Origin of the sequence: Pseudoalteromonas fuliginea (assembly GCF_000690055.1) — a bacterium.
Classification (GTDB): Bacteria; Pseudomonadota; Gammaproteobacteria; order Enterobacterales; family Alteromonadaceae; genus Pseudoalteromonas; species Pseudoalteromonas fuliginea.
Genome location: NZ_JJNZ01000045.1, coordinates 14,247 through 40,692, shown reverse-complemented (window position 1 = coordinate 40,692; position 26,446 = coordinate 14,247). Strand labels below are relative to the sequence as shown.

24 protein-coding genes and 1 pseudogene are annotated in these 26,446 nt (G+C 39.3%); 14 read left to right on the top strand and 11 right to left on the bottom strand.

The features are described from left to right. The 5 genes and pseudogenes from DC53_RS22415 to DC53_RS07370 form a co-directional block, all read right to left on the bottom strand. A pseudogene (locus DC53_RS22415) lies at positions 1 to 204 on the bottom strand (hypothetical protein); the annotation flags it as partial. Between the two features lie 130 nt (positions 205 to 334). Next, positions 335 to 769, bottom strand: a complete 435-nt coding sequence (locus DC53_RS07355; protein WP_033030568.1) for a hypothetical protein — start codon at positions 767 to 769, stop codon at positions 335 to 337. Positions 770 to 1,062: 293 nt separating this feature from the next. Further along, complete coding sequence (locus DC53_RS07360; RefSeq protein ID WP_033030566.1) at positions 1,063 to 1,776, bottom strand: hypothetical protein; 714 nt, start codon at positions 1,774 to 1,776, stop codon at positions 1,063 to 1,065. A 139-nt stretch (positions 1,777 to 1,915) separates the two neighbouring features. Further along, a complete protein-coding gene (locus DC53_RS07365) occupies positions 1,916 to 3,706 on the bottom strand; it encodes an alkaline phosphatase (protein ID WP_033030563.1) in 1,791 nt (596 codons plus the stop codon). Positions 3,707 to 3,717: 11 nt separating this feature from the next. Beyond that, entirely contained in the window at positions 3,718 to 5,307 is a 1,590-nt protein-coding gene (locus DC53_RS07370; RefSeq protein WP_033030560.1) for an alkaline phosphatase, read from the bottom strand. An 851-nt stretch (positions 5,308 to 6,158) separates the two neighbouring features. On the opposite strand from DC53_RS07370, the gene DC53_RS07375 reads away from it, so the two are divergent. From DC53_RS07375 to DC53_RS07385, 3 genes are all read left to right on the top strand, one after another. Then, entirely contained in the window at positions 6,159 to 6,368 is a 210-nt protein-coding gene (locus tag DC53_RS07375) for a cold-shock protein (RefSeq protein WP_006792548.1), read from the top strand. A 185-nt stretch (positions 6,369 to 6,553) separates the two neighbouring features. Next, entirely contained in the window at positions 6,554 to 6,763 is a 210-nt protein-coding gene (locus DC53_RS07380) for a cold-shock protein (protein WP_007377377.1), read from the top strand. A gap of 232 nt (positions 6,764 to 6,995) precedes the next feature. Continuing rightward, positions 6,996 to 7,244, top strand: a complete 249-nt coding sequence (locus DC53_RS07385; protein ID WP_007377376.1) for a DUF3297 family protein — start codon at positions 6,996 to 6,998, stop codon at positions 7,242 to 7,244. A 390-nt stretch (positions 7,245 to 7,634) separates the two neighbouring features. Here DC53_RS07385 and DC53_RS07390 read toward each other — a convergent pair whose 3' ends face one another. Beyond that, positions 7,635 to 8,033 carry a MerC domain-containing protein gene (locus DC53_RS07390; RefSeq protein WP_033030558.1) on the bottom strand — a complete coding sequence of 133 codons (399 nt, stop codon included), beginning with the start codon at positions 8,031 to 8,033 and terminating at the stop codon, positions 7,635 to 7,637. Between the two features lie 140 nt (positions 8,034 to 8,173). On the opposite strand from DC53_RS07390, the gene DC53_RS07395 reads away from it, so the two are divergent. The 4 genes from DC53_RS07395 (at position 8,174) to DC53_RS21705 (ending at position 15,585) form a co-directional block, all read left to right on the top strand. Further along, positions 8,174 to 10,573, top strand: coding sequence for a TonB-dependent receptor (locus DC53_RS07395; RefSeq protein WP_033030555.1), 2,400 nt, complete (start codon positions 8,174 to 8,176; stop codon positions 10,571 to 10,573). Positions 10,574 to 10,601: 28 nt separating this feature from the next. Further along, positions 10,602 to 11,990 carry a hypothetical protein gene (locus DC53_RS07400; protein ID WP_033030553.1) on the top strand — a complete coding sequence of 463 codons (1,389 nt, stop codon included), beginning with the start codon at positions 10,602 to 10,604 and terminating at the stop codon, positions 11,988 to 11,990. A 219-nt stretch (positions 11,991 to 12,209) separates the two neighbouring features. Beyond that, the gene (locus DC53_RS07405; RefSeq protein WP_033030552.1) at positions 12,210 to 13,370 is read left to right on the top strand and encodes an ATP-binding protein; all 1,161 of its coding nucleotides are present in this window, start codon (positions 12,210 to 12,212) and stop codon (positions 13,368 to 13,370) included. Further along, a complete protein-coding gene (locus tag DC53_RS21705) occupies positions 13,357 to 15,585 on the top strand; it encodes a tetratricopeptide repeat protein (protein WP_033030549.1) in 2,229 nt (742 codons plus the stop codon). Before DC53_RS07405 ends, DC53_RS21705 begins: the two co-directional genes overlap by 14 nt. Before the next feature lie 80 nt (positions 15,586 to 15,665). On the opposite strand, the gene DC53_RS07415 is transcribed toward DC53_RS21705, so the two are convergent. After that, positions 15,666 to 16,964 (bottom strand): DEAD/DEAH box helicase, encoded by a 1,299-nt coding sequence (locus DC53_RS07415; RefSeq protein WP_033030547.1) that lies wholly within the window; start codon positions 16,962 to 16,964, stop codon positions 15,666 to 15,668. A gap of 263 nt (positions 16,965 to 17,227) precedes the next feature. Here DC53_RS07415 and DC53_RS22180 point away from each other — a divergent pair, with 263 nt between their 5' ends. Together DC53_RS22180 and DC53_RS07420 are read left to right on the top strand one after the other, a co-directional pair. Then, entirely contained in the window at positions 17,228 to 17,374 is a 147-nt protein-coding gene (locus DC53_RS22180; protein WP_157847575.1) for a hypothetical protein, read from the top strand. Positions 17,375 to 17,448: 74 nt separating this feature from the next. Further along, on the top strand, positions 17,449 to 17,874 hold the full coding sequence (locus DC53_RS07420; RefSeq protein WP_131649255.1) for a hypothetical protein: 426 nt from the start codon (positions 17,449 to 17,451) through the stop codon (positions 17,872 to 17,874). A 176-nt stretch (positions 17,875 to 18,050) separates the two neighbouring features. Here the strand turns inward: DC53_RS07420 and DC53_RS22685 are convergent, their stop codons facing one another. Then, positions 18,051 to 18,179, bottom strand: coding sequence for a hypothetical protein (locus DC53_RS22685; protein WP_275041486.1), 129 nt, complete (start codon positions 18,177 to 18,179; stop codon positions 18,051 to 18,053). Here DC53_RS22685 and DC53_RS22175 point away from each other — a divergent pair. Together DC53_RS22175 and DC53_RS07425 are read left to right on the top strand one after the other, a co-directional pair. Further along, positions 18,178 to 18,315, top strand: coding sequence for a hypothetical protein (locus DC53_RS22175; protein ID WP_157847574.1), 138 nt, complete (start codon positions 18,178 to 18,180; stop codon positions 18,313 to 18,315). The genes DC53_RS22685 and DC53_RS22175 overlap by 2 nt on opposite strands. A 12-nt stretch (positions 18,316 to 18,327) precedes the next feature. Beyond that, positions 18,328 to 18,681: a hypothetical protein gene (locus tag DC53_RS07425; protein ID WP_131649253.1), complete on the top strand. Its 354-nt coding sequence runs from the start codon at positions 18,328 to 18,330 to the stop codon at positions 18,679 to 18,681. A gap of 55 nt (positions 18,682 to 18,736) precedes the next feature. Here the strand turns inward: DC53_RS07425 and glmS are convergent, their stop codons facing one another. Both glmS and DC53_RS07435 read right to left on the bottom strand, forming a co-directional pair. Next, complete coding sequence (gene glmS, locus DC53_RS07430) at positions 18,737 to 20,557, bottom strand: glutamine--fructose-6-phosphate transaminase (isomerizing) (RefSeq protein ID WP_033030540.1); 1,821 nt, start codon at positions 20,555 to 20,557, stop codon at positions 18,737 to 18,739. Between the two features lie 40 nt (positions 20,558 to 20,597). Beyond that, on the bottom strand, positions 20,598 to 21,362 hold the full coding sequence (locus tag DC53_RS07435; RefSeq protein WP_033030535.1) for a DeoR/GlpR family DNA-binding transcription regulator: 765 nt from the start codon (positions 21,360 to 21,362) through the stop codon (positions 20,598 to 20,600). Positions 21,363 to 21,500: 138 nt separating this feature from the next. Here DC53_RS07435 and DC53_RS07440 point away from each other — a divergent pair, with 138 nt between their 5' ends. Further along, positions 21,501 to 22,028 (top strand): sugar O-acetyltransferase, encoded by a 528-nt coding sequence (locus DC53_RS07440; RefSeq protein WP_033030529.1) that lies wholly within the window; start codon positions 21,501 to 21,503, stop codon positions 22,026 to 22,028. Positions 22,029 to 22,105: 77 nt separating this feature from the next. Further along, positions 22,106 to 23,731, top strand: coding sequence for a tetratricopeptide repeat protein (locus tag DC53_RS07445; protein ID WP_033030527.1), 1,626 nt, complete (start codon positions 22,106 to 22,108; stop codon positions 23,729 to 23,731). A 254-nt stretch (positions 23,732 to 23,985) separates the two neighbouring features. Here DC53_RS07445 and DC53_RS07450 read toward each other — a convergent pair whose 3' ends face one another. After that, positions 23,986 to 24,450: a hypothetical protein gene (locus tag DC53_RS07450; protein ID WP_033030526.1), complete on the bottom strand. Its 465-nt coding sequence runs from the start codon at positions 24,448 to 24,450 to the stop codon at positions 23,986 to 23,988. 352 nt (positions 24,451 to 24,802) lie between these two features. Between DC53_RS07450 and DC53_RS07455 the strand changes: the two genes are divergently transcribed. Next, complete coding sequence (locus tag DC53_RS07455; RefSeq protein ID WP_033030524.1) at positions 24,803 to 26,443, top strand: hypothetical protein; 1,641 nt, start codon at positions 24,803 to 24,805, stop codon at positions 26,441 to 26,443. The last annotated feature ends 3 nt before the right edge of the window (positions 26,444 to 26,446 follow it).

Sequence of the window (26,446 nt, the reverse complement as noted above, 5' to 3'; positions counted from 1 at the left end):
TAAAGTTCGTGATCTTGCCCTGTCAGAAAGGCGAATAGACTCAACCTGAAAAAAAGTCATAAGAACAACGGCTAGCACAAACCATACAATCATGTTTTTTATAAACCCTAAACCTTTATTATCTTTAGGCGCACACAACTTTTTTATTATAAAATCAGCATAGTCGGTATAATTCTTTTTAGTAACAGTAATAGATTTGATCATAAAAAATGAATCCTAACTTTGTTTATACATAGCGAACTACTTAAGCTATATAAATATAAGACCAAACAAAACCCGAACAAACTATTTCAAGCGCTTTGATCGACGTTTAAAAATAATTTAATAATTCGATCTATTTTAGTGGTGGTGGGGGCGCGATGATCATTTCTGGTTGATTTGCTCTGAGTAACTCTTTTAAATTTAGCTGTATTCTTTCACCACACATTACAATTCCTTTTTTGTCTTTTGTTGTTGAATAACCAAGTACTATATTTAATGAATCTAATCTCTCAGGATTAACTTGAAAAAATACCTTGTAATAACCTTCATAACTATTAGCTTCAGTAAAATTAAAGTCTGCTAATAAAGTATCTTTTATCACTACTGTAAATGACGTTAAATAATAGTCTTTAAATATCTCAGGTACGTAGACATCATAGCCAACAAAGTTACCTACGCTATAGTCTTCATTTATTTTTGCAAAAGAGGCTGATTGGCCTAGTTCATCATTGCCGCAGGCAAATAATAAGCTAGTCCATAAAAAACATATAACTAAAAGTACTCGCATTTAAGTTCCAATATAACAGCTTTGCTAATAAGTACTTTTTCAAGCGTCCCTATTGCGTGGTCTTCTATTAGTATCAAATAGCGTAAGTTATTGCGAACTATAAATAATTAGCAGCAGGCGGTGCTTATTTATAAGATGAGGCGATTATTCGAAGTATTATTTAGGCGGAAGTATTTTAAATTCACTTTATTTTAGAGGGCGGTTGGTAGCTCACCACAGCTTGCTGACTGAAGTATAAATTTACCCCCAACACAGCAAGCTCGTCCTACGCCACATTAAAACTCAATTAAAACCTAGTGGTGGTGCCCGCCTTGAATAGCCTCGCCCTGCTGGTTATAAAAGCCAGTTGCACTGTGCTCTATAAAACCAAGGTTTATCATTTTAGCTAAAAATGGGTCGCCTTCGTTATCGCCAATATCGGCGTAATCGGTGGTTTGAAAGCGATCCCATTGTGCAAATTGAGCGGTAATTAATGGCTCATCAGTGCTTACATTATTAAGGCTAAGCAAGGTAGTTGTTTGGCTTTTTTTATTACTAATACTAAATGTTTTAACTAATTTTGAATGCGTAAAAAAGGCGAGGTTAAAGTCGTTGCCATTTTCGCTCAATGTATAGTTTTTTACTTCATCGCAGCCTTTGCCTTGTGTGCTTACTAAGGTCATTTTTTTTATTAGGTGGTTATCCACCAGCTGACTTTTAGCACTCCAATTTTGCACGCCGCGTACTTCAGATGGTTGGTATTCAATGCCGCGTTGCTGGGCATTAAAGTAACGTATTGGTCGTATTTGATTATTGGCTAAGTGCTGCCAAAGCTCGGTTATTACTTCACTTTGATGCGCTACTTGCTGGTTGTTTCGCCAAAGGGTAAGTGACTCGCTACTTTGCTGCGCTTTATGGCTGTTGGTAATTTTATAATCGGCTTTTAAATGCTTAGCATCAATATCACATTGCGAGGCAAAGCTACTTGTACTTACAAGCGTGACAATTATTAATAACGCTTTTTTCATTTAGCTATCTCTTATTTATATTTCAAGTTTATGGCAATAACATAACGATTATAAATGTCAGTTTAATGACAAAAACCCCGCACAGTATGCGGGGTTTTTTATTTAGATATATTTAACTAAATTTATAACTAGCCGGTATTTATTGCGCTAGTTTTTCGTCTGCGGTTTTTACAAAGTCAGCGGCAAAGTCCATTACATGGAATAAAAAGCTTTGCTCGTTTGTGCCTGTTACCAAGTGTGCACCAGGTCCCATTGCATAAACGCCTACGTCTTCACCGGCATGTGTTTCTGAGCCCATTGGTACCAGTGCTTCTTGATGAAAACCAGGTGTTGTTGTATCAACATCTGTTAAATCAACACGCCCTGTAACCGGTGCAAAGGCGTAACCTGCATCGGCATCAGTCTCGCTACCTAGATTTCTAAAGCCACCACCATTGGTGTAACCCACCGTTGTATAAGGCATATCGTCGGCAGCTAAGCTTGGCTCAGTTGCACCTACTGCAACCACTTTACCTAAAATTGGGTTACCGCGTTTAGGGTAACCGGCAATGGTAAATACATGGCTGTGATCGGCAGTTACAACTATTAATGTTTCTTCTGGGTTGGTGTTTTCCATCGCCACTTTAACGGCTTTGGCAAGCTCAATAGTGTCGTTTAACGCGTTATAAGCGTTACCCGCATGATGCGCGTGGTCAATTCGACCCGACTCAACCGTTAAGAAAAAACCTTGCTCGTTGTTATCAAGTACGTTTATTGCTTTTTCGGTCATTTGTGAAAGCGAAGGTTCGCCTGCGACATCGTTTGCGCGGTCAGCTTCGTACTGCATGTGGGACTCATTAAATAAGCCAAACACTTTAGTGGCGTCGTCACTTATTGCATCAAAACCGGTTTGATCCATTACGTACGTGCCATTTGGATATTGCGTTTTCCACTCTGCGGTTAAGTCGCGGTTATCTGTACGATCCCCTTCAACTGCACTTACTGCATCGGTTGAATTAAACGCGGCATCTTTTGGTAAAAAGTGACGACGACCGCCGCCCATTACTACGTCAATACCGTCTACATCAACACCACTAAAGCGTGCTTCTAGGTTGGCTTCAAAATTAACCAGTTGCGATGCAATGTCTTCACATGTTGCAGCACTTTCTGGCATATCGGAGATATCTTCCCAGTTACGCTCTGCCGATTTAGCATACGTTGCAGCTGGTGTTGCGTGAGTAATACGCGCTGTAGAAATAATCCCTGTTGCTTTGCCTGCAATTTCAGCAAGCTCTAACGAGGTAACAAGTTCGTGCCCTTTGCCTGATGCACAATTACCACGTTCAACCGCTTCATCTATACCAATAACGCCTGCGTCGGTTTTAACGCCCGATGCCATTGCGGTCATAGTGCCTGCCGAATCTGGCGTTTGCGCATCTACGTTGTATGTTTTTACAAAGCCTGAAAAAGGCATAGTTTCAAAGCTTAACTGGTGATCTTCACCCATTTCGCCCTCTAACTGACCCGCTAAAATACGTGCTGCGGTTATGGTAGAAATACCCATACCATCGCCAACAAATAAAATAACGTTTTTAGCTTTGCCTGATTCAGTAACAATGTTGCTACTGGCTGTTTGTGCAGCACCTAATTTTGTTTGTGCTTCACTAAACCAAGTATTACTAGTGAGCGAGGCTAACTGCTCGCTTGTTAGCGACCTTGCGGGTGCATTACACACTAAATTAGTTGAGTTAACTTCATCGCTGTCTAGCACGTCGTTATTATTGGTATCTGCGCCTACTTGCGTCTCTACGCCGCCATTAATGCACTGCTCAGAGCCCACTGCAATAGTATTATCTACTGCGATAATATTATTTTCATTTTTGTTATCGTCACTCGAGCAACCTGCAAGCGCGACCATTACTGCCAAAGAAAGTACCGTTAATTTGTTCATGTTAGCCGCCATTATTGCTGAGTTAATTCAAGAGCTTGATTAATTAGATGAAATACAACGTTTTGTTCAATTACACCTTGGGCTAGCTGAGCACCAGGACCTTTAGCATGTAAAGATATGTCTTCACCTGCGTGTGTTTCTGAGCCCATTGGTACGGTTGCTTCTTGGTGAAAACCTGGGGTTGTTGTATCAACGCCATTTAGCTCAACACGCCCTGCAACAGCAGCACTTGTGTAACTTGCATCAGCATTTGTCTCGTCGCCTAAATTTCTAAAACCTAAGCCATTTGCGTAACCGACTGTGGTGTACGGCATATCGTCGGCGGCTAGGCTTGGTGTTGTTGCACCTACTGCAACTACTTGACCTAAAATTGGATTACCACGCTTAGGGTAGCCTGCAATAGTAAATACATGGCTGTGATCGGCGGTTACTAAAATAAGGGTTTCTTCTGGGTTGGTGTTATCTACCGCAGCCTGCACGGCTTTAGCAAACTCAATGGTGTCGTTAAGCGCGTTGTACGCATTACCCGCGTGGTGCGCATGGTCAATTCGACCCGACTCAACCGTTAAGAAAAATCCATTATCGTTTTTACCAAGCACTTCAATTGCTTTAGTGGTCATATCGGTAAGTGAAGGCTCGCCCGCTACATCGTTTGCGCGGTCAGCTTCGTATTGCATGTGGGATTCGTTAAATAAACCAAATACTTTAGTGGCGTCATCCGCTATTGCATCAAAGCCTGTTTGATCCATCACGTACGTAGCATCTGGGTATTGTGTTTGCCACTCAGTCACTAGGTTGCGCTCGTCAGTACGGTCGCCTTCTATAGCACTTACTGCATCTGTTGAGTTAGCTGTTTCGTCTTTTGGTAAAAAGTGACGACGACCGCCACCCATTACAAAATCAAGGCCGTCTACGTCGGTCCCTACAAATCGTGCTTCTAGGTTTTTTTCGAAGTTAACCAGTTGCGATGCAATGTCTTCACAGCCACCCGTTACGGCATCTTCTGGCATATCGGATACGTCTTCCCAGTTACGGTCAGCCGATTTAGCATACGTTGCAGCAGGGGTTGCATGAGTAATACGTGCTGTAGAAATAACGCCTGTTGCAAGGCCTTTAATTTCAGCAAGCTCTGTAGCTGTAAGTAATTCATTACCTGCCACTGTTGAACACACGCCGCGTTCAATATCTTCATCTACACCAATTACGCCAACATCGGTTTTAACACCCGAAATCATTGCCGTCATCGTGCCTGCTGAGTCGGGAGTTTGGGCATCTACGTTATACGTTTTAACTTGTGCAGAGTATGGGAACTCTTCAAAGCTTAAATAACCTTCTTCGCCAGATTGGTTATTACGCTGCCCTTGCAAAATGCGCGCTGCGGTAAGAGTAGAAATACCCATGCCATCGCCCACAAATAAAATGACATTTTTAGCTTTAGTGGCTTGTGTAGCCTGCGCTTGTGCTGTTTTTGTTGTTAGTTTAGTTTGCGCAGCGCTATACCAGCTGCTGTCTTTTTGGCTTTGCGGTAGTACATCTGCATGGCTCACTGCGCTAAACGCAAACGTTAGAGCGATTGCCGCAGCGACTTTTTTAATTTTCATTCATAATTCCCATTGTTTAGTGGTTATTTTTTGCTTGAAGTTAAAAATCTCAAATGAGTAACCGCTGCACTATAGAAAAAAGATATGACTAAAAAAGGTAATTTTGGTGAATAAAAAGTGACTAATATTTTACAAAAAAAAGACATGAAAAAGCGCAGCATGTTAAATGCTATAACTCTGGCTTAAAGCGACTGAGTTACACTCGCCTATGTTGATAGAACTGAGTATCGCCCGTATAACAAGTAGTTACTTTTCACCTTTTATATAGTGATTAAAAACGCCAATAACCTTTTGTTATTTTTTAATTACGCTTGCCTCCATAAATATAAAAAGAGGTAAAACTCATCAAAGTGGACATAAAATCGATTATTAAAATAATTACTGAAACACTTTGGATTACATTATTAGCACCTAAATTTGCAATTTAGAGCCAGTCAATTAAATAATCTAAGATCCATATAAAAATTAAACAGATAAGTGATAGACGTTTTAAGCACTTGAGGTTTCTATTTAATTCACTTCAAAGAACACCACATATAACATAACAAACTGATTTAAAAAGCTTTAATTTAATTTTAAAAAACAAATCTGCATAGGCGTTAGTAAACTGGCTAATAATTAACAGATAAAAAAGTAGTACTTCTAAAATAAAATCACAATAAAGCTTGGTATACGGCTTAACTTACTGTTATCCTGCTTCGCATCGGGTTGATAGAAAACCCTATTTATTTGTAAGTACCACGTTGATATTAGTAATAATCCTTCGCGTTATCCTCAGTTAAATGTATGTTTTCTTCCTGTTAAATTGCCTTAATTTAAGGCGCACTTTTATTAATTCTTAGGATACTATTATGTCTAATACTACAACTGGTACAGTTAAATTTTTCAATGAAGCAAAAGGTTTTGGTTTCATCGAGCAAGAATCTGGTCCTGACGTTTTCGCTCATTTCAGCGCAATCTCTGGTGACGGTTTCAAAACTTTAGCTGAAGGCCAACGTGTACAGTTTACTGTGACTCAAGGTCAAAAAGGCCCACAAGCTGAAAACATCGTTAGCATCTAATTGCTTTCGTTAAATGGGTTAGCAATAACCCATTTTGAATACTAGTTTGAAAGAAGTTCTGTTTTATTTGTTAGTACCGAGTTGTTTTAGTAATAATCCTACACGATATCCTCAAGTTAACTATTTTTTCCGGCTCAATTGCCTCTTTTCAGGCACACTTATATTAATTTTTTAGGATACATATTATGTCTAATACAACTACTGGTTCAGTAAAATGGTTTAACGAAGCAAAAGGTTTTGGTTTTATCGAGCAAGAATCTGGCGCAGACGTTTTTGCACATTTTAGCGCAATCTCTGGCGACGGTTTTAAAACTTTAGCTGAAGGCCAACGTGTACAGTTTACTGTTACACAAGGTCAAAAAGGCCCACAAGCCGAAAACATTGTTTGCATCTAATTGCTAAACAATTTAGTGGGTTAGAGATAACCCATTAATATTTTTACCTTTATCATTTTTTAGTCAAATATCTTCAAAATCCTCCTCTGTAAATATTTTCCAAGCTCAATCTCATTTGTATACACAACTCATTAATTAGTACATTTTTAAACACATTTACGACTATCTCTCTTGAGCGAAAGCTTTGTATTGCCTACAATAGCGCATACTTCATTCAATATAGAATATGACCATGAACGACACTACCGCAAAACCTGCTTTACCAGATCGCCTTTCTATTAATCCACGCAGCCCACATCATGTGGAAGACGTTTTTGAACACGATATTGGTATCACGTTCAACGGCAAAGAGCGTTTTGATGTTGAAGAATACTGCATCAGCGAAGGTTGGATAAAATTTGCATCTCCAAAAGGGCTTGATCGTCGCGGGCAACCACTTTTACTTACAAGAAAAGGCACTGTTGAAGCCTTTTACAAGTAAGCTAATAATGCTTACTAAAAAAGCGACACCTTATTGGGTAGTCGCTTTTTTTGTGTGTTTTTATAGTGTTTTTAAATTTAATACCAATCTGCTTAATTAAGTGAGCTATTTTTAGTTAAGAAAATCGTGTCGATTACAAAGCAAAAATTTCGTTATTTAGTTGTTATCACTAATTGCTCCTGCATTGCTCTATCTCCTGCATCCATGCAGTCGTATATCAGAAACTTTTAACACAGTTAGCATCAGGTTTAAGCCCTCAAATTAATCAAGTATTATTGCTGATTGGTATAAAACTCGCCTTTTAAAGCTGAGTCTTTAATATAAATCAATATTCATTTAGTCAATGAGAGCTATACCACCATAATATAGGCATTAAACTATTTGATAAGATTAATTACCTGAGCACGGACAATCCTCATCTTCTTTTTTAAGACACTGACGATAGTTAAACCAATGTGCTACAGCTATAAAAGCTGAGCCAGTTAAAGTTAGCGCCTTTTCTGCACCTTCATGCCCTATAAAAATAGCAAGTAACATTAAGCACAACCCCACAATCCCAAAAGCCATATAACTAAACTGTTTATGTTTTTTACAGCCTAAGCTTAACGCAAGTAAACTTGTGGGTAGCACAGCCATTAATATCCATATATGAAACTGTTCGTTATCTAGTTGTAGTGCTGCCAAACTAGGTAGAAGTACTAAAATAATTGGCGTTGCAAAACAATGCACTGTACACATTAACGAAAGCCCTATTGCTAGACGATCCATTACACTTTGACTCGATTTCATTTTTTCCTCTACTAATCAATGTCTACAAATAAATATTTACTTTTGCATGAGCATTTAAATAACAATCGTTAATTACACTTGCTACATTATAACATCTGAAGCACAATTGATACAATATAACATACCAAGAGTAAGGTAGAATGAAAAAAAAATCACAGTTAGCTCTTTTAATAGCCGCTTTATTTCCAGCGAGTGTGCTTGCAAAAACCATTCAAGGCACAGTGGTAAATACACAAGGCAGCGCTATAAGAAATGCTGTAATAGAACTTGAAGGCTCAGACATAAAAGTCACCACCGATAAAAACGGTCACTTTGTAATAGCCAAACTAAACAATGGACTCAAAGAGCTTCACATCGTTGCGCCAGGTTATGCGCATTTACATCGTGATATTACTATAGACACAGATGAAACACGCTCTGTATCGTTTACGCTTCAGCGCTCACCTATTGAAGTAATAGACATTGAGGCAACACCAATTCATATGTCGGCTATGGAGTCAGCCTCACCAGTCAGCGTTTTATCAGGCGAACAATTAAGGCGCGATCAAGCCGCTACACTAGGTGACACCCTTGAAAAACTCCCCGGTGTAAATACCAATTTTCATGGCAAGGTGGCCAGCACACCAATTATTCGTGGTTTAAGTGGCCCTCGTGTACTCATAACTCAAAATGGTCTTGATGTAAGTGATGTTTCGCGCGTTGGTCCCGATCACTCGGTAGCATCGGAGGCTTCTACCGCACAACAAATTGAAGTATTACGGGGCCCTGCAACTCTATTTTATGGCAGCGGCGCTATTGGCGGCGTTGTAAATATAGTTGATAATCGCGTACCAACCGACAGCACAACACGCGGCGAATGGAACGTAGAGCACAACTCAGTAGATAACCAAAAAGTAGCCTCGTTTAATGCCACTACAGGTACAGACTCTTTTGCTTTTTATGCCGATGCATTTTGGCGTGAGGCCAACGACTACGAGGTGCCTGTAGCTGCCGATATAGATAGCGATGGTGAAAGCCATAGTGGCGATTACACTGTTGAAAACAGTAATGAAGAGTCTGACGGTTTTACTGTTGGCGCTAGCTATTTAATGGATAACGGATTTATTGGCTTAGCAGTAGAGCAATTTAATCGCCAATACGGTATTCCTGGTCATTCTCATGGTGATGAAAGTGAGCATAGTGACGAGGAAAGCGTATTTGCCGATTTAGAGCAAACCAAAGTGCAATTACTAGGTGAATACAATTTAAATAATAAGTGGCTAAACAAAGTAAATCTGCGCGCTGGCCATACCGACTACGAACACGCTGAAATTGAGGGTGGCGCTGTTGGCACCACCTTTAAAAACGAAACAAACGAATTACGCATAGACCTACTACATAACCAATTTAGCGAGTGGAATGGCGGCTTTAGTTTTCACTATAAAAATAGTGATGTAGAGGCGCAAGGTGAAGAAGCTTTTACACCGCCATCAGAGACCGAAAGCTTTGCTGTAGCGTTAATAGAAGAAAGGCACTTTGGCGACTTTTTAGTACAATTAGGTGGCCGAATAGAGCGCGTAGAACTTAACGCAAGCAATGTATTACTGCCAAGTATTGATGCTCATGCACATAATGAAATTGATATACATGACGATCATAATCACGAAGAAGAAACCAATTTTACTCGCGTATTTGATGCAGAGCATGAATTTACGCCAGTCAGTTTATCGGCCGGTGTAGTATGGGACTTTACACCTAACTATAACTTAGGGCTTTCGGTATCGCGCTCAGAGCGCGCACCTTCTGCGTCTGAATTATTGTCGTTTGGGCCACATATTGGCACCGCAACTTATGAAGTTGGCGCCTTATTTGATTTAGATGAAGATGGCCATTTAGGTTTGTCTGAGCAAACAATAGACCTAGAAACTGCCAATAATATTGATTTAACCTTTCGTAAAACCCAAGGTGATATTGGCTTTATATTTAACGCTTTTTATAACCAAGTAGACAACTATTACTACCAAATAAATACCGGCTTATACGCCGAAAGTGGCCACAACCATGATGAAGATGAGCACAATCATGACGACGAGGACGAGCACTCAGAAGAGCTTCCTGTTTATTTATTTAAAACAGATGATGTAATTTTACACGGGTTTGAAGCGCAAATTGCGTGGCAATTAACAGATGAGTTCAAGTTAGATTTATTCTCAGATTATGTACGTGCACGCCTTAAAGACGGCGGCGACCTGCCGCGTACACCTCCACTGCGTTTCGGTACTGAATTTAGCTACCAAACCGAAAAATTCAGTGCGCATATTCATGTAACTCGCTACCAAGATCAAGATCGCACGGCTCCTGAAGAAACCGCGACAGACGGTTACACCCTAATTGACGCCAGTGTGAGTTACGACCTATCGATACTTAATCAAGACCTATCTCTGTATTTAAAAGGTACAAACCTAACAGATACAGAAGCACGCGTGCATAGCTCATTTTTAAAAGAGATAGCGCCACGCCCAGGACGAAGTTTCGCACTTGGTATTCGCGGTTACTTCTAAAAAGAATTTTAAATAAAGGGAAACTAATATGACCAAATTATTCAAACTAAAATTGATAGCACTTGCAGTAAGCAGCACATTAATTACCGCCTGTGGCGATGCAGAAACCAACATTGTAGAAAAAGATCCTATTGCTGTGGTAGATGACGAGCATGAAAGTGATGACGAGCATGACGACGGCTATACCATAAGCTCATTTGGCAGGCTTGCTGTTCTGGCAGGTGACAGCAACGAAGCGAGCTTTTTTGATTTAGACGATAACGCACTACTTGATACGTTTGTATTAAACGATGACTCAAACACGTTATCTGCATCACCTGACTTTCGTTATGCTGTTATTGCTAATCGTACTCAAGATTACTTAGGATTTATAGACGGCGGTATGTGGCGCGAAGATCACGGCGCTCATTTACATGATTACGAGCAAAGCCCGGTGTTTAGTAGTTACGAGCTTACAAGCGGCAGCCGCCCTACACACTTAATAACTCACGACGGACAATTAGCAATATTTTACGATGGCGATGCAGATTCAGGCGCTTCTGCTTCGGTTGAAGTATTAACCGATAACGATATTACCAATGCAACAGCCACACTTACTGGCATTAACTACGATATTAACATGCATGGTGTAGCTGAGCCTCGCGGTGAACATTTACTCTCAACCATTCGTCGAGACGATGCAAGTAGCACATCTAATGCCAAAGTACTCCCCGATCAAGTGGGTGTATATCATCTTCACGATGGTAATTACGAACTAGAGCAAACGTTAGAAGTAACCTGCCCCGATTTACACGGCGCAGCACAAAATCACGATTATGTTGTATTTGGTTGTGGCGATGGTGTATTGATTGCTCACCAGCAAGGTGATGTATACAACGCTAAAAAAGTTGTAAATATAAACGCCGTAGGCGCTCAACGTATTGGTACTTTGTACGGCCACAAAAACAACGACACAATTTTTGGCATAGCCGCAGGACACGATGGCAGTGATTCAGTATTACTTAGCATTCATCCTGAAAATGCCGAAATGGAAGAAGTAGAATGGCAACTTGCTGATGGCGCAAGTGCTGTATCTTATTCTTTTTCAGCCAGTGGTGAACACTTTTTAGTACTCGACAGTCTTGGCTTTTTAAATGTACTTACAGGACACGACCATGACGGCGAAATGCACTGGGAACTCGCAGGCCAAGTAGATATTACTCAAGCAGACGTAACCACAATGCCCGAAGGAATGAGCTTTAGTATGACAGTGGCGCAAAATGGTCAGTTTGCTTATATTGCCGACCCAATTGCTCAACACATACTGCAAGTACACCTAGAAGATCTAGAAGTTGAAGGTGAGCTAGAGTTAACTTTTCCACCTGCTGCTATCACTTGGTTAGGTATAGCACAAGAAGAGCATGCTCACGAACACTAAGTTTATAGTGTATTGACCAGTTAAAGTTTTGGGCTAAAGCCACAAAATGACAAAACCCGTAATTAGATTTCTAATCACGGGTTTTTTATATCTACTCAAATATACGTTTAAAAACGATTCCTCTAATTTAAAAAATAACAAATTATAATTTGCCATAACATTTGACAAAAAATAATTTGCCAACTAATCTAACAAAATATAATTTGTCAGGAGGTGCATATGAAAAACATTGTTGGTCAGGCTGCGAGAAGTGCGAACTTTTGGGATAGACCCTATGAACTAGAGGACATATGGGAAGCAATAGACAACGGTAGCCATATTCTCCTTTGCGCCCCTCGCCGTGTAGGTAAAACATCAATAATGTATAAAATAGTTGATGAACCTAAAGCAAATTATATCCCCATTTATATTGATACAGAGTCTGCTGATTCCGAGGCAGAATTTTGGTCAAAAGTTTTTAATGCACTAATGGAAGAAGACTTCATTGCCAGCCTGAAAACAAAAACTAAAAACTTCTGGGATAAAATTAAAAGCATAAAAATAGCTTCAATAACGATGGACGGCGTTGAGTTTGGTGATGGCAAAATGCTAGATCACAAACAAGCTTTTCACAGGTTGATTAAAGATTTAGATCATGATCAAAAGCTCATTATTATGATTGATGAGTTTGCTCAAACCATTGAAAACATAATAAAGTACGAAGAACCTAAGAACGCTATTAGCCTACTAAAAGCCCATAGAGAATTACGACAAGATCAAAAGTTTTCACAAAAAGTGACTTTTATCTACGCAGGCTCAATAGGTTTAGAAAGCGTAGTATCCAAAATTGATGCAATTAAACACATTAACGATTTAAACAATATAAAAGTCCCACCTTTAACGACTCCCGAAGCAGAGAAGTTTACTACCGAACTATTTAAAAGTGCGGAGATTAAGCTCAATCAAGCAGATATTGACTATTTACTTAATACCATACATTGGCTGATCCCATTTTATATCCAACTCATTACGCAAGAAATTAAAAAAATATATCGAAGAGAGCAAAAACTTGACCAAACTGTTATTGATCAAGCAATTCATAATGCACTAGATAATCGCAATCACTTTGAGAGCTGGCAAAGTAAGCTTAAAACCGCATTGGGTAAAAATGAGTATTTATTTAGTAAAGAAGTACTGAACGCTATTTCGAACCAAAAAGAGACTAACTTTCTCGATATCATGAATATTGCCAGTAAACATAACTTAGACGGCAATGAAGCAAAAGATTGCCTGCACTCATTAATATACGATGGCTATATTAATAACAACGACAACAATAAAACCTATCAATTTAACTCTCCGATCTTAAGAATGTGGTGGAACAAAAATGTCGCAAACTAATTACTCACGCTATAAATACACGCCTGATGAAATTGATGAAACAGAATTTTTAGCTAAGTTTGTTGTACGTAATCATGACTTTGACGACATTTTTGATGACATTAAAAACAGTGATTACAAAGTTCCTAGCCAACACTTTATAATTGTCGGTCAGCGAGGTCAGGGCAAAACAACTCTTTTAAGAAAAATAAAACTCGCTGTACAAGCAGAGTCAACGCTAACTGACTTTTTAATCCCGATAAAATTCTCAGAAGAACAATATCAAATTCGTTCACTTAGCCGCCTATGGGAAGAAATTGCTGATTACTTACAATGCACAGCGGAAGATGCCTTTGCAACCATACATGATGATATGGAAAGCCATTTTGACGATGCCGATTACGAACTAAAAAGCTTTTCATACTTAGAAAAATCAGTAAAAGCGAAAAATAAAAAACTATTACTGTTGATAGACAACATTGACGAGCTACTAGGCAAATTAAAAGACAAAGAGCAACGCAGGCTCAGAGAAATACTCCTCACATCGCCAACTCTCAAAATCATTGGTGGTTCAACTAAAATGCTCGAGCAGCATTTTGACTACGGAAAACCGTTTTACGAATTTTTCAAAATTATTAAACTTATAGGCTTAAATAAACAAGAGTGTTTTGATTTTCTTGCCAGTATGGGCGATGAACAACAAAAGAAAAAAATAGCTCTCATCATTAAAAACACCCCCGAGCGCATAGAAACTTTACGCCGTTTAACCGGTGGAGTACCAAGAACAATAGTGATGCTATTTGATATTTTTATAGATGATGGCGGCAATGCTTTTGATGATTTATTAAAAATACTCGATGATGCTACCCCACTATATAAGCACCGCATGGACGACCTACCTGATACTTTACAAGATATAACACACACTATAGCGATGAACTGGGACGGCATTAGCACTAAAGAAATTGCTAAAAAAACTCGCTTACAAAGTAAAACTGTATCGGCTCAGCTTAAGCAACTCGAAACTAAATATGGCATCGTAGAGTCTATTTCCATCGGTAAAAATAAAATTTATAAAATTGAAGAACGGTTTTTTAATATTTGGTATTTAATGCGTTTTGGTCGAAAAAAGGATCGTCAAAAAGTCGAGTGGTTAGTTAACTTTTTAACGTCGTGGTGCAACCCAGCAGATCTTGAGCGTAGAGCCAAAGGCTTTATAAGTGCTATTCGCGGCGGTAAAATTCATGAGTCTTACGTTTATCACATGTGTGAAGCGCTCAGCTATGCTGGTTTAGATATAAACACTGAGCATGAAATGAAAGAAAGCACTAAAGCCTACTTAACTGTAAAAAATTCTAGCTTCGTTAATGACCTTTCAACCTCAGATAAAGAAATCATAAAAGAGGCATGGCAGCTAACGGATGAAAATAAGATCGATGAGGCGATTAAGCTACTTATAAAATCGCAAAAAAATAGCGCAAACGTTTTAGGAACTATTGGTCATCTATATTACGAAAAGAAATTGTATCCCGAAGCAAAAAAGTATTACTTACAGGCAATAGAAAAGGGCAACTCTTATGCACTGGTTAACCTAGGCTTTTTATATCAGAAACAACAGCAATTTGATAAAGCGGAAGAGTATTACCTACAAGCATTTGAAATAAATGAAAAAAGTGCTCTTTTACACTTGGGCTTTTTATATCAAGAACAACAACAATTTGATAAAGCAAAAAATCACTTTACACAAGCTATTGATGCCGGTGTGGAAGATTCCTTGATTCCATTAGCCTTGCTTTATTTTCAGCTAGGTAATGAGCAAAAAAAAGCACTTGAGCTGGCTAAAGCAGCTTATAAAGATCAGCCAAGTTCATATATAACATGTATTTATTCAGTGGTTTTATTATGGGCTGAAAAACTACCACAAAGTTATAACTTATTTATACAACACCTCAACAGCAATGATAAAACCGATGATATAAAATTTTACGATAACGCGATGGCTATCTACCTCACCTTGCTTATGGCCAAAAAGCAGTTTTATAAAACAAAAGAGCTATTAGAACTGCCTGAACACGCCTTAAAAGACAAGTTTAAACCAATTTGGTATGCCTTAATGACATTGATGCAAGATGACTTCCCCCATGAGCTGACTAAAATGGGTGGTGAGTTACAAGAAAGTGTTGATGAGGCTTTACAGCAAGTGGCTGAATTTGAGAAAAAATACGCTATTAGTTGAGCATTACTCTAATTATACAAGCTCAATAAAAAAGACGCAGTTGCGTCTTTTTTCGTTTTATATCGCTATTAAAAGTAGCTTTACTTACGGCGCCAGCCGCTCCATACATCATCTTCTTGGTTGGCTTTTTTCTTCTTTTTCTTACCTGTGCCTTCTGGCTTGGCCATTGGCTTATCGTTTTTAAGTGCTTGTGCTGCATCGAGGTTTGCCTGATTTACAGCAAAACCTGCTACCTCTTCGCGCTCTAAGCGAAGTTTGTTTTTCTTTTCGATAATTCTAAAGTGATGAAAGTCTTCATAATCAATCAGTGATAGCGCTAAACCTACTTCACCGGCACGGCCGCTTCGGCCAATACGGTGCATGTAGTCAGCAGGGCTGCGCGGTAAGTTAAAGTTAATTACTACTGGTAGCTTTTCAATATCTAAACCACGAGCGGCAATGTCGGTGGCAATAAGCACTTCAATCTCACCCGCTTTAAATTTTTCAATTACGCGAGTACGCTCGCTTTGGCCTTTATCACCATGGAACACTTGCGCATTCACGCCACGCTTTTCAAGTTTGCCCGCTAAATGCTCACAGTCTTTTTTAGCGTTGACAAAAATCAGCGCTTGGCGCCATTTATGCTGCTTAATTAAATGCGCCAAAACCGTGGTTTTCTCGCCTTTATTAACCGTAAATACGCGCTGAACTAAAGTGCTTTCGTCTTTGCTTTGTACTTGTATTTCAACAGGGTTGGTTAACAGCTCTTGCGTTAATTGTGTGACTTGCTCTGGGAAAGTCGCTGAAAACAACATGGTTTGTTTTTTAGCAGGCATAAGCGCTAATAGCTCAGCAAGCTCTTCAGTAAAGCCAAGGCTTAACATGCGGTCAGCTTCATCAAGTACTAAGGTTGTTACTTTATCGAGCTTAATCGCATTGCTTGAGATTAAGTCGAGTAAACGCCCTGGCGTTGCAACAATGATATCAGCACCGCCGCGAAGTGCTTGCATCTGGGTATTAACCGACACACCACCAAATACCGCCACCGTTTTAATGGCGCCATTAAAATTAGCAGAATACGATTTAACACTATCGGCTACCTGCACTGCCAGCTCGCGAGTAGGTACCAAAATAAGCCCTGTTACAAAGTTGCCTTTGCTCGCTGCTTTTTTAGCACCTTGCGCTAAAAATAGCGTTTGTAGCATAGGCAAAGCAAAGGTTGCTGTTTTACCTGAGCCGGTATTTGCCCCCGCAATTAAGTCATTGCCCGCAAGCACACTAGGTATAGCCTTAGCTTGAATAGATGTAGGCTGGGTATATTCCAAATCGGTTAATCGAGCTAATAGCTCTGGAATAAGGCCAAGTTCGGAAAAAGTGCTAGGGCTTGTGGCTGAGGTCATATTTATTACGGGCTCATTGCTAAAAAATTAGCCTGCAATTTTAGCGTATTTAGCGCTTATTAAGTAGAGATTAGTGGTTTTAATAAAATGAACCTTGTTTTATTCAACGATTATCCCCTGGATATTGCTTTGTATTAATACTATTTTTCAAATAGATCAATCATTACGAAAATAACTTAAACACGCTGTACTCTTGATTTCAACATTTCAGGTGTGTTATTTTTTGTAATCTGATGGATAAATTTTAGATACAAGGAAATATCATGTCTCAATTTGATTTATGCTTTAATACAAAAAGCAGAGCAAGTCTACCATTTAACACCAGTGATTTAGAGCAACTAAAGCGATTTAGAGAAGATAACCCTCATATTATAGGTAATTTTATACCTCAAGGAACCCCTTTATTTTAAGATCCCCACAGTCTGGGGATATGAGCGACTTTAGGCGTTCTCGTCCTGACATAGCTTGCGCACTTGACAGTACTGTGTCTTGGCCTCAGCATACAAAAAGAAATGTCAGCACTATAGTAAACAGCTTCGGTGATGAAGATGCCTTGGCTATTGCCGCACTATATGACGCAGAAATCTCCCCATACGTGGACAAAGTAAGAAAACTGACAGAACTAAAATTTTCAGGTAGAAATTTTGACGCTATTGCCGCTACTGGTGCGGCATTTACTTCCCTAGAGTCAAGCCAAGTAAGATTGAGCTCATTTGGAAAAGCAATTCTAAAATACCAAACTAGCTTAATTGAAATAAGAAAAGCATCGCAAAACAAACAACCTAAGTTAGAACTAATCAAGCTAGGTAACAGAGCTAAGCAAGCTCACCTAGAGCTTAATACTGTATTTAAGAGGGAAATGGTCAAATTCAAAGGCCAGGTGAAAGCATCTGCGAAAGGTAATATATGATCTAGTGCACAGCGAGGCATTGATACAGCAAGAAGCGCAAGAACTTCTACTCCCCTCAAATTAACTTCTTTAGCTAACATACAGCACTTACGTAGACTAGAACAAAATTCTAATTTTGCAGGAAAGTTTATCATTGCTGTTGATGCTGGTCTTCGAGCTGATAGCGTTTATAAAGATTACAAAGCAGGTAAAGATTGGCAGCGACGTGCCATTGTTGAAACAACAGGGCTTGGTTTAGGGACAGCCGCAGGCATTGGCGCCGGAAGTGCAACAGTTACAGCTGGTGTAGGTATAGCAATTGCCATGGGGCCAGTTGGTTGGGTTATCTTAATTGGAGCCGGCCTCGGGGCTGGATTCATGGTCGGTAAAGCGGGTGATGAAGTTGGTAAGTTTATTTCTGGCGAATTATATGATTTAAGCTCAAGCATTGACTGGTTTTAAATTATGTATGTAATGCCTGAAAAAATATTTTTATTTATCTCTTTACCAATAATAATGAGCTATCTTATTTCAACCTTATGCTTCACTCGCATTACAATGAAACACATTGAGAGAAAATTGCGCGAAGAAGGGGTACATGAGCCGCTTTGGGACAAAGGAATAGGCATAAGAGTAAGCATGTATGGCAAAGTTATTAGACGGCAAAAGTCAGTAAAAGCTACGATAGTTAATGATGAAGCGATTTTGCGACACGCGCGGCCTATAGACTTAATTTTAGCTCGTATAATGCACATATCATTTTTAGGTTTGATGTTAGTAATTGCCTATGGCTACTTTGCTTATGACTTAAGTGAGCGCACATATTAAAAAGGCGCATTAAGCGCCTTTTTATCTTTAGCAGGTAATTACCAACCTATTGATTTTACTCAACCGTAACCGATTTAGCTAAGTTACGTGGTTGGTCAACGTCAGTGCCTTTAATTACCGCTACGTAGTATGACAGTAGCTGCAATGGCAGTGTGTAAACAATTGGCGCAATAATGTCGTCAGTGTGGTTTACGTTGATTACACGCATTGTGTCGTCTGACTCAAAGTGTGAATCTTTATCTGCGAATACGTAAATAATGCCGCCACGTGCGCGTACTTCTTCTACATTTGATTTAAGCTTTTCTAGCAATTCGTTATTAGGTGCAACAACAATAATTGGCATGTCGGCATCAATAAGCGCGAGTGGCCCATGTTTAAGCTCGCCCGCTGCGTAGGCTTCTGCGTGAATGTACGAAATCTCTTTAAGCTTAAGCGCACCTTCCATTGCAATTGGGTATTGCGAGCCACGACCTAAAAATAATGAATGGTGCTTGTCGGCAAACTCTTCTGCAAGGTCTGCAATACCATCAGCGAGTAGTAATGTTTCTTCTAACTTAGCTGGAAGTACTTTAATTGCATTTACAATCGCGCTTTGATCAAGGCCTTTTTCTTGCGCGATAGACGCAGTAAGCATTAACAAACCAACTAATTGCGTAGTAAACGCTTTAGTCGATGCAACGCCAATTTCAGCGCCCGCTTTGGTCATAAAGGCAAGGTCTGATTCGCGTACAAGCGATGAGCCCGGTACGTTACAAATGGTCATTGAGGCCATGTAACCTTGCTCTTTAGCTAAGCGTAATGCGGCTAGCGTGTCGGCTGTTTCACCCGATTGAGAAATAGTAACTAGTAGGCTGTTTTCGTGTACAAACGACTGACGGTATCTAAATTCAGAAGCTATTTCTACATTACAGCTAACACCCGCAAACTGCTCAAGCCAGTAACGTGCAACCATACCTGAATGGTAAGACGTACCACAGGCAATAATTTGTACGTGTTTCACATCTTTAAATATTTGCTGAGCGCTTTCGCCAAAGGCATCAATTGCTACGCGGTCGTCGTTTAAACGTCCTTCAAGGGTATTACGTACAGCAAGTGGCTGCTCGTAAATTTCTTTTAGCATGTAATGGCGGTAGTCGCCTTTGCCTGATGCATCTTGCGTAATGTTTGATTCAATCACTTCTCGCTCTACAGCGTCGCCATTTTCATCAAAAATTTCTACTGTGTCACGTGTAATACGCGCTACGTCGCCTTCTTCTAAAAAGATGAAGCTGCGAGTAACTGGTAATAATGCAAGTTGGTCAGAGGCAATAAAGTTTTCACCAAGGCCTAAACCAATAACAAGTGGGCTGCCTGAGCGCGCTACAATAATTTCGTTGTCGTTGTCTTTATCAAATACAACGGTACCAAAAGCGCCTTCAAACTGTTTAACAGCAGCTTGAACAGAGGCTAACAATGTAGTGTGTTGTTGGCGTAATTGATGAATTAAATGCACCATAACTTCGGTATCGGTGTCTGATAAAAATTCATAGCCGTCACCTTTAAGCGCAGCACGTAAGCTTGCATGGTTTTCAATAATACCATTGTGGACAAGTGCAAGCTGGCTATTTGAAACATGTGGATGTGCATTGGCTTCTGTTACGCTACCGTGTGTTGCCCAGCGAGTGTGTGCAATACCTGTATGACCGCTAACGCCTGCTTTTTCTAGCGCTGCTTCTACGTTAACTACTTTACCTACTGCTTTAACAGTATTAAGTGTGTTGCCATCAAGCAATGCTACGCCTGCTGAGTCATAACCACGGTATTCAAGACGCTTAAGGCCTTCAACTAAAATTTTGTTTACTGGACGTTCTGCAACTGCCCCGACTATTCCACACATAGTGTCTCCATTAATTTTTTAAATACTTGCTACTAAGTAGCTATTGTATAATCTCTGCGCAAATTAGTTTTACACCACACGCCTCAATTGCCTTGCGTTTATCGTCAGCTAAGCCATTGTCGGTTATTAATGTGGTTACTATTTTCCACGGTAATTCTAAATTTGGTATTTTTCGGCCAATCTTGTCGGATTCAACCATTACGATTACTTCACGTGCCGCTTTTGCCATAACTTGGCTCAAACCCACCAGCTCATTAAAAGTGGTTGTGCCACGTTTTACATCTATGCCATCAGCACCAATAAAGAGCTGATCGAAGTCGTAAGAGCATAATACATTTTCGGCAACTTGCCCCTGAAACGACTCAGAATGCGGGTCCCATGTTCCACCGGTCATCAAAAGTGTCGGCTCGTTTTCAAGTGATAGTAAACGACTCGCGACTTTAATGGCATTGGTCATAACAACTAACCCACGCTTATTTGCAAGCTCGGGGATCATCGCAGCAGTAGTGCGCCCGCTATCTATAATAATTCGGTTATGATCTTTTATAAGTTTTGCTGCAGCTTTTGCTATTGCGACTTTACGCTTTGAATCTATTTCATCGCTAACAATCTCTTTAGGCAGTGCAATAGCACCACCGTAACGGCGCAGCAATAAACCACTTTTTTCAAGCGCGGTTAAATCTTTTCGAATGGTTACTTCGGAGGTTTGAAACTGTTCTGCTAACTTTTCAACCACGACTTCACCTAGCTCATTAACTTGAACCAAGATATTGTGACGACGTTGCTGTGTGTTTCGTTTAGTCATAAATTAAGTTTCGTTTCGAAAGTTATTAGATTTTAAACGAAACAAGTTAAATGACAAGTGAATGAATGAAATTAAAGCAGCTTTAATCAAATAATAATAAAGGTAGAATGCCATAAGCTTTATTTTAAAAGAAACCACATGCAAGTATTTACTAGTTTAAACAAAGAATATTTAGCGCTGCGCAAACAAACTGGCGACACCTGCCGCCTATTTAATAAAAGTCCGAGCAAAGGCAACTTAAAACGTATTAGAGAGTTATTTTTGGAATGTGGTGAGGGCGTTATAATTGAAGCTGGTTTTCACTGCGATTACGGCAATCAGATCACTATTGGTGATCGTACTTTTATAAACATTAATTGCACTGTATTAGATGCACCAATTGATGAAGGTGCAATAACGATTGGCAGTGACTGCTTAATTGGCCCTAATGTTCAGCTATTAGCGGTATCTCATGCAGTTGAGCCCAAACAAAGACTACAGAAAGAAAACTTTGCAGCACCAATAACTATAGGTAATAACGTATGGATTGGCGCGGGAGCTATTGTTTTAGCAGGTATTACCATTGGCGATAATAGCGTGATTGGTGCTGGCTCGGTAGTCACCAAAGACGTAACCGCTAATACCGTGGTTGTAGGAAATCCAGCACAAAAAATACGTGACATTTAATAGTCACACAATCTTTATGACGTAAAGTTAATACTGTGTTACTTTTAATTTAACAAAAATGCAACTCGTACTTAGTGATGTTTCTAAATATTGTTTTTATTATATTTTTACTTTTTTCTTATCCGGTATCGGCAAGTGTTTGTGAGCAAAATAAATCTGTTGATATAACGAGTGACATTTTAACCTGCAAGCAAAAAATCAGTAAACTCAAGCCACACTCAACAGCATCATTTGAGGCTAAATTAGAATTAGCTGTACTGTATAGGCAAGCTGGTGATTTAGCCTTAGCAAATTCAGAGCTTGAGCAACTACTTAGCCAAAGTTTAAGTATTTCACAGCAATATCATGTAACGCGACAACTCGGTATTAATGCATACAGACAAAGAGGTTATATTCAATCTCTTACTTATTTTCATAAAACACAAAAGCTTGCTACGCAGTTAAAAAACTTAAGTTATGAAGGTCAAACATCGAATGATCTTGCTAATGTATATCAAGCGCTTGGGGATTTAGACACCGCTTTAACTTTATTTTTAAACAGTTACGACATTGCTAAGCAATTAAACGACTTAAAACGCCAAGCAGTTACTTTAAATAATTTAGGTAATATATCGCGAGATATTAATCAATTAGATGATGCTATCGTGTCATTTCGACAAGCACATTTACTACATACACAACTTGGCAATCAAACAAAGGCAAACCATACGCTGATAAGCTTAGCTGAGGTGTTTTTTAAAAAGTTACAGTTTGATAAAGCTATAAATCTTATAAATTCAACGCTTACGCAGTTAAACAATAGTGGTGCACATACTCAAGCTTCACGCGCCTACTTACTACTTGCTGAAATCGCTTTAGCTCAAAATAAACTTAATGAGGCACATAAATGGCTAGCAACACAAAAACGTACCCGTAGCCTTATTCAAAATGACAAAGTCGACCAACGGGCGCTATTAATAGAGGCAAAGCTAAAACAACTAGAAGGTAATGACACTGAAGCACAAGTGTTATTAAAACAAGGGTTAGCTAAAAACCACAATCAAAACAGCCAACTAACAGAGTTATTTTACATCGCACTCGCTCAATCACAACAGCAATCAAAACAATACCGTGATGCGCTAAGTACGCTTGAAGATTACAATACAATGTTACGCCAAAATCGAACTGATACGGCCAATCTATACCAGCTACGCTTGAAGCAAGCCGATATTCTCCCAAATAAGCCACAACATAATTATTTCACTCTTTATAATGTATTAGCAGTATTTAGTGCCTTTATGGCAGGAATGTTGCTCAGCTATAAATATTTAGCACAAATAAGCAAACCGCCAAATACAGTGAATAACGCCGCCCCCAACGAAGCTACCTACACAGAGCAAGACACTCGCCAATTAATTGTAGAAGTTATGACGCTATCGCTGAGCATTTGGGAACAAACAAGCTCAAAAACAAGAATTGAGCTAGCAGAAGAAAGTAAAATGTGGAAAGTAAACATTGATGATGGTCGGCTGCGGGTGCGTACATTAGAGCGCTATTTAGCGATTAAAACACTGCCTAAAAAACCACGCTGGCGTAATATAATAAAAACCGCACATTATGTTATTAACCACTGCAATGAAGAGCATGATGATTTACATAAACTAAAACAACAAATACAAAAGCTTGAAGTACTTGCTAAAGCCTCACCTCACTATTTAACTTGAACTCTGGTTAAGAGATTTACTAACGTATTGAATCATGGTGATATTTAAATTTATTTTTCTCTAGCCAGAGATTTTCAATGAAAACAAGACGAATTTACGCGTCAATAGCTGGCCTATTGCAAGTAAATTCAACGCAGTTAGCGCTGAAAAGAGCTGCTAGAGATAGATTTATTATCCAGAGTTCAGGTTACTTAACCTGAATCAGAATTAAAAAGCACAAGGTATCACTTATATCACCTCGTGCTACGGTTTAACTATTTTGCTGTATCACAGATATAACACGCTAATGTAACGCCCATGTTGGCTTTAAATTTTTGATGATGTTCGTCCCCTTTAAATTCATAAGGGCCTTCAAAGCGAGTAAATATTTGCATATCTGGGTTTAATGTATTGTCAAAACGCATCATATTTGAGTGTAACGACTCACACATATTGTTTCCCATGTCGTAAGCTAAGCGCCAATCATCAAACTGACCACAATCTAACATCGGGCTTTCTCGACCTGATGCAGAAAGCCTTTTTTCCGTACACCCACTACTTGTATCACTTTTTAAAAATGAAAACGTTCCTGTCGATATTTTCATCGAAGCGAGCAATATTGTTTGCTTTTTAGGGCAGTTTTGCGCGTTAACTTGAAATTCTTCTTGCAGCATTTTTGCACTATGAGCATGCGCAAAGGTTGTTAGTAACAGACTTGATATTAAAATTGTATATTTCATTATATTTACCTCCATTTATTTACTTAATCCTAGTGTTGATGCTGTATTTACATACCTATTAAATACAAAACCAACTCAAAAAGTGTGCATCAAAGAGAGGTAAATCACACTTAAAATCATGGGGCAATTGGGTAAAAACGGGTAAATTTATTTTTAAGTTATTGTATTTAAATATATATAAATTTATTCAATTCAAAAAATAATGCCCAGCATGTTTACACCCCCTTACTTTTCTCACTTTTACCTAACTCGCCCCCTGCTGACCCTGCTAATTCCTTTCGTGATGAAAATAAACAAGCAATATAAAAGGGCACATTATTTGTGCTTATTTATTATTTATGGAGGAATAAAAATGAAACGTACATTAATGACACCACTTGCTTTAGGTTCTCTTGTGTATATGGCAATCATAAGTACCACTGCATTTGCAGGTACTGTTGAAAATACCAACCACCGTACTACCGCTTTAGAAAATGATTATGGTGCAATGGCACCTGCTCAAGTTAGTAAACAAACTTGGCAGACTATTTCTGCGTGGTCTACTGACTCGCTTTCTTTGCTTGATTTTATGGCTGAAAACGATGAAGAAGCGGTACTCAATCATTATATTGAAAAACTAACAGCAACTTATCAGGCCGAAGAAATCTTAAGCCAAATAAAAGAGATAGACGTAAATGCGCTTGATTTATGGTCTACGGTGCTTGCTGATCACTCACCAGAGGACAGCTATTACCTTGCACGCTACCTTATACAATATAAGCCGGCTCTTTTTAAGCAATGGTTAACAATGCAAAAAATGGTTTCGTTAGCTGAGTTTGTCGAAATAAACAATCCACGATTATTTGAAGCGTGGTTTGAAAATTACGCAGCGCCTAAGAAAAAAGGGCTCTCTGTTTTAAGCTATAACAAGGAAATGGATCCAACTACTTATAATGAAATTAAAGAGTTATTAAATAAAGATGCAAAGGGTGGTCCAAAGTCAGCCTGTGCCTGCCAAATGGTAGTGCCAAATACAGGCTCTGGTACTGTGGTAACAAATTACCCTTCAACCCCATCATCACCTGCACCTGAAACGTCTAGTGACAATAAAGGAATGTCTAAACACGGACTTAACTTTACCAGTACTGCTTACGGCGCATTTCATTCAGGCGATGGTGAGCGTTGGTCAAAACATAAAGCGTATGGCTACGACAACACAATAAGTCATAACTCTACTGAGTTTTCGGTAAAAATGCTGTGTGCCGATAAAGCGGGTTTTGATTGTAATCAAAGTAATTCATGTTCAGGAAACTTAGAAGTTAGAGGCACTTATGCCTCGCGCTTCCATGTAAAAGGGACCGCAAAGCAAATTTGGTCAAAAGCCACTAATGCACACTCTGCCGATGGCGCAAAGTTTGCCGTTGATTTACCTGGTTCTGCTCCTGAGATTGTATTGTTTAATAAAGCCGGTGGTGCAGCAATGAGCTTTAACACTGGATGGGATATTAACTCGGTGCTGGGCACTATAAAAGCAGCTTTAGGTATTACTGCTGCAATAGTGAATGACAATGCGGGTAGCTTACTCGATGCACAACTTGCCAGTGATTTAATTACTAATATTGCAGGCATAATTACCCGTTCAGGTAACGAAGCGAGCGTAAATTCGACAATGCGAGCTCGATTTGATTCATCTGACGTAAGTCCATTTTTGTTGCAACCCAACGAAGTTTACCACTTCACGCTCGACTCAGAAGCCCATGTTAAAGCACGAGGTTATGGCGGTTATTCTGATAGTCATTTTGAGTTTGGTAGCTCTGGCGCTGTAATGTATGCCGCTAATCACTTTACTTGTGGCACAAATGTTACCGCCCCCATGCCTACCGGTTTATGGTTTTATGCCAGCCAGTCAGGTCCTGATAACACCGCTTCTCTTCGTAGTGATGTAGAAAATTGGCTATCTATTCAGCTCAATCAGGGTGTTAATGCTTCGCAGCAGCAGGGGGTTGTATATTAAGCA

What these genes read in the sequence shown, in the direction of transcription:
- DC53_RS07355 (WP_033030568.1), bottom strand. Translation starts at nt 769, where the DNA reads ATGCGAGTACTTTTAGTTATATGTTTTTTATGGACTAGCTTATTATTT.
- DC53_RS07360 (WP_033030566.1), bottom strand. Translation starts at nt 1,776, where the DNA reads ATGAAAAAAGCGTTATTAATAATTGTCACGCTTGTAAGTACAAGTAGC.
- DC53_RS07365 (WP_033030563.1), bottom strand. Translation starts at nt 3,706, where the DNA reads ATGAACAAATTAACGGTACTTTCTTTGGCAGTAATGGTCGCGCTTGCA.
- DC53_RS07370 (WP_033030560.1), bottom strand. Translation starts at nt 5,307, where the DNA reads ATGAAAATTAAAAAAGTCGCTGCGGCAATCGCTCTAACGTTTGCGTTT.
- DC53_RS07375 (WP_006792548.1), top strand. Translation starts at nt 6,159, where the DNA reads ATGTCTAATACTACAACTGGTACAGTTAAATTTTTCAATGAAGCAAAA.
- DC53_RS07380 (WP_007377377.1), top strand. Translation starts at nt 6,554, where the DNA reads ATGTCTAATACAACTACTGGTTCAGTAAAATGGTTTAACGAAGCAAAA.
- DC53_RS07385 (WP_007377376.1), top strand. Translation starts at nt 6,996, where the DNA reads ATGAACGACACTACCGCAAAACCTGCTTTACCAGATCGCCTTTCTATT.
- DC53_RS07390 (WP_033030558.1), bottom strand. Translation starts at nt 8,033, where the DNA reads ATGAAATCGAGTCAAAGTGTAATGGATCGTCTAGCAATAGGGCTTTCG.
- DC53_RS07395 (WP_033030555.1), top strand. Translation starts at nt 8,174, where the DNA reads ATGAAAAAAAAATCACAGTTAGCTCTTTTAATAGCCGCTTTATTTCCA.
- DC53_RS07400 (WP_033030553.1), top strand. Translation starts at nt 10,602, where the DNA reads ATGACCAAATTATTCAAACTAAAATTGATAGCACTTGCAGTAAGCAGC.
- DC53_RS07405 (WP_033030552.1), top strand. Translation starts at nt 12,210, where the DNA reads ATGAAAAACATTGTTGGTCAGGCTGCGAGAAGTGCGAACTTTTGGGAT.
- DC53_RS21705 (WP_033030549.1), top strand. Translation starts at nt 13,357, where the DNA reads ATGTCGCAAACTAATTACTCACGCTATAAATACACGCCTGATGAAATT.
- DC53_RS07415 (WP_033030547.1), bottom strand. Translation starts at nt 16,964, where the DNA reads ATGACCTCAGCCACAAGCCCTAGCACTTTTTCCGAACTTGGCCTTATT.
- DC53_RS22180 (WP_157847575.1), top strand. Translation starts at nt 17,228, where the DNA reads ATGTCTCAATTTGATTTATGCTTTAATACAAAAAGCAGAGCAAGTCTA.
- DC53_RS22175 (WP_157847574.1), top strand. Translation starts at nt 18,178, where the DNA reads ATGGGGCCAGTTGGTTGGGTTATCTTAATTGGAGCCGGCCTCGGGGCT.
- DC53_RS22685 (WP_275041486.1), bottom strand. Translation starts at nt 18,179, where the DNA reads ATGGCAATTGCTATACCTACACCAGCTGTAACTGTTGCACTTCCGGCG.
- DC53_RS07425 (WP_131649253.1), top strand. Translation starts at nt 18,328, where the DNA reads ATGCCTGAAAAAATATTTTTATTTATCTCTTTACCAATAATAATGAGC.
- glmS (WP_033030540.1), bottom strand. Translation starts at nt 20,557, where the DNA reads ATGTGTGGAATAGTCGGGGCAGTTGCAGAACGTCCAGTAAACAAAATT.
- DC53_RS07435 (WP_033030535.1), bottom strand. Translation starts at nt 21,362, where the DNA reads ATGACTAAACGAAACACACAGCAACGTCGTCACAATATCTTGGTTCAA.
- DC53_RS07440 (WP_033030529.1), top strand. Translation starts at nt 21,501, where the DNA reads ATGCAAGTATTTACTAGTTTAAACAAAGAATATTTAGCGCTGCGCAAA.
- DC53_RS07445 (WP_033030527.1), top strand. Translation starts at nt 22,106, where the DNA reads ATGTTTCTAAATATTGTTTTTATTATATTTTTACTTTTTTCTTATCCG.
- DC53_RS07450 (WP_033030526.1), bottom strand. Translation starts at nt 24,450, where the DNA reads ATGAAATATACAATTTTAATATCAAGTCTGTTACTAACAACCTTTGCG.
- DC53_RS07455 (WP_033030524.1), top strand. Translation starts at nt 24,803, where the DNA reads ATGAAACGTACATTAATGACACCACTTGCTTTAGGTTCTCTTGTGTAT.